The organism is Salipiger sp., assembly GCF_059781815.1.
Genome location: NZ_JBYNAH010000324.1, coordinates 1 through 2,469 on the forward strand (window position 1 = coordinate 1; position 2,469 = coordinate 2,469).

Annotated in this window: 1 protein-coding gene; it reads right to left on the reverse strand. The window is 64.8% G+C overall.

All coding sequences use genetic code 11. The annotated features are described in order from the left end of the window. The coding region (locus AC6RA4_RS23915) for an adenosylcobalamin-dependent ribonucleoside-diphosphate reductase (RefSeq protein WP_500164575.1) at window positions 1-2,469 on the reverse strand (2,469 nt) is incomplete at both ends.

Sequence of the window (2,469 nt, forward strand, 5' to 3'; positions counted from 1 at the left end):
GGCTCGAACTTGGTGAAGGTGAAGGCGTCGACGAACTCCTCCAGCGGCACGCCGTATTGCAGACCGACCGACACCGCGATGGCGAAGTTGTTCATCATGGCGCGGAAGCCGGCGCCTTCCTTGTGCATGTCGATGAAGATCTCGCCGAGGTTGCCGTCCTCGTATTCCCCGGTGCGGAGATAGACCTTGTGGCCGCCGACGATGGCCTTCTGGGTATAGCCCTTGCGGCGCTCGGGCATCTTGGTGCGGCCGGCGCGGATGACCTCCTTGACCACCACCTTCTCGACGATCTTCTCGGCGATGACCTGCGCCTTCTCCTGCGGCGTGCCGGTCTCGAGGGTCTCGAGCGCGTCGTCGTCATCCTCGACCAGCGCCGCGGCGAGCGGCTGGCTCAGCTTGGAGCCGTCGCGGTAGAGCGCGTTGGCCTTTACCCCCAGCGACCAGGACAGTTCATAGGCCTTCTGGCAATCCTCGACGGTGGCCGAGTTCGGCATGTTGATGGTTTTGGAAATCGCCCCGGAAATAAAGCTTTGCGCGGCGGCCATCATGTGGATGTGGCTGTTGACCGAGAGGTAGCGCTTGCCCTTCTTTCCACAGGGGTTTGCACAGTCGAAGATCGACAGGTGCTCGGCCTTGAGATGCGGCGCCCCCTCGAGGGTCATGGTGCCGCAGACATGGTCATTGGCGGCCTCGATATCGGCCTTGCTGAAGCCCAGATGCTTCAGCAGGTCGAAGGTCGGGTCCGAGAGCTTCTCGGTCGGGATGCCAAGCCCGTCGCGGCAGAACTCCTCGCCCAGCGTCCACTGGTTGAACACGAAGCGGATGTCGAAGGCGGTGCCGAGCGCGCGCTCGACCTTCTCGATCTGGGCCGGGCCGAAGCCGTGGCCTATCAGCGCGGTGTGGTTGATGCCGGGCGCGTTGCCGAGCGTGCCGTGACCGACCGCGTAGCCCACGATCTCCTCGATCTGGCTGGAGCTGTAACCCAGCTTCTCGAGCGCCGAGGGCACCGAGCGGTTGATGATCTTGAAGTAGCCGCCACCGGCGAGCTTCTTGAACTTCACCAGCGCGAAGTCGGGCTCGATGCCGGTGGTGTCGCAATCCATGACGAGGCCGATGGTGCCGGTGGGCGCGATCACCGAGACCTGCGCGTTGCGGTAGCCGTGCTGCTCGCCGAGGCGCAGCGCCTCGTCCCAGGCCGATTTCGCCAGCGCGATCAGGTCCTGATCCGGGCAGTTGCCGTGGTCGAGCGCCACCGGCTTGACCGCCAGCCCCTCGTAGCCGTCGGTCTTGCCATAGGCGGCGGTGCGGTGGTTGCGGATGACGCGCAGCATGTGCTCGGCGTTGCGCTCGTAACCCGGGAAGCTGCCAAGCTCGCCGGCGATCTCGGCCGAGGTGGCGTAGCTCACGCCGGTCATCAGCGCGGTCAGCGCCCCACAGAGCGCGCGGCCCTCGTCGCTGTCATAGCTGTAGCCCATATTCATCAGCAGGCCGCCGATATTGGCGTAGCCGAGGCCGAGGGTGCGGAAATCGTAGGAGAGCTGGGCGATTTCCTTCGACGGGAACTGCGCCATCAGCACCGAGATTTCCAGCGTCAGCGTCCACAGACGCGTGGCGTGCATGTAGCTCTCTGCATCGAACTTGCCGCCCTTGAGGAAGGTCAGCAGGTTCATCGAGGCGAGGTTGCAGGCCGTGTCGTCGAGGAACATGTATTCCGAGCACGGGTTCGAGCCGCGGATCTCGCCATCTGCCGGGCAGGTGTGCCAGGCGTTGACGGTGTCGTGGAACTGGATGCCCGGATCGGCGCAGGCCCAGGCCGCGTGGCCGATCTGCTCCCACAGCTCCTTGGCGTCGACGGTCTTGGCGACGCTGCCATCGGTGCGGCGCACCAGCTCCCAGGGCGCGCCGGTCCGGACCGCCTCGAGGAAGGCATCGGTGACGCGGATCGAGTTGTTGGAGTTCTGGCCCGAGACGGTGGCATAGGCCTCGCTGTCCCAGTCGGTGTCATAGGTCGGGAACTCGATCGAGGCATAGCCCTGCTTGGCATAGTCGAGCACGCGCTTGATGTAGGTCTCGGGGATCGCGACCTTCTTGGCCTCGCGGATCGCCTTTTTCAGCGCGGTGTTGGCGTTGGCCTCGTAGGCATCGCTCTCGAGCCCGTCCCACGACCGGATCGCGTCGAAGATGGCGTTGAGCATCTTTTCGTGCATCTTCGAGCCGGCGACGATGCTGGCCACCTTCTGCTCTTCCTTGACCTTCCAGTTGATGAAATCCTCGATATCCGGGTGATCGGCATCGACGATGACCATCTTGGCGGCGCGGCGCGTGGTGCCGCCCGACTTGATCGCGCCAGCGGCGCGGTCGCCGATCTTGAGGAAGCCCATCAGGCCCGAGGACTTGCCGCCGCCCGAGAGGCGCTCATTCTCGGCGCGCAGGCTCGAGAAGTTGGTGCCGGTGCCAGAGCCATATTTG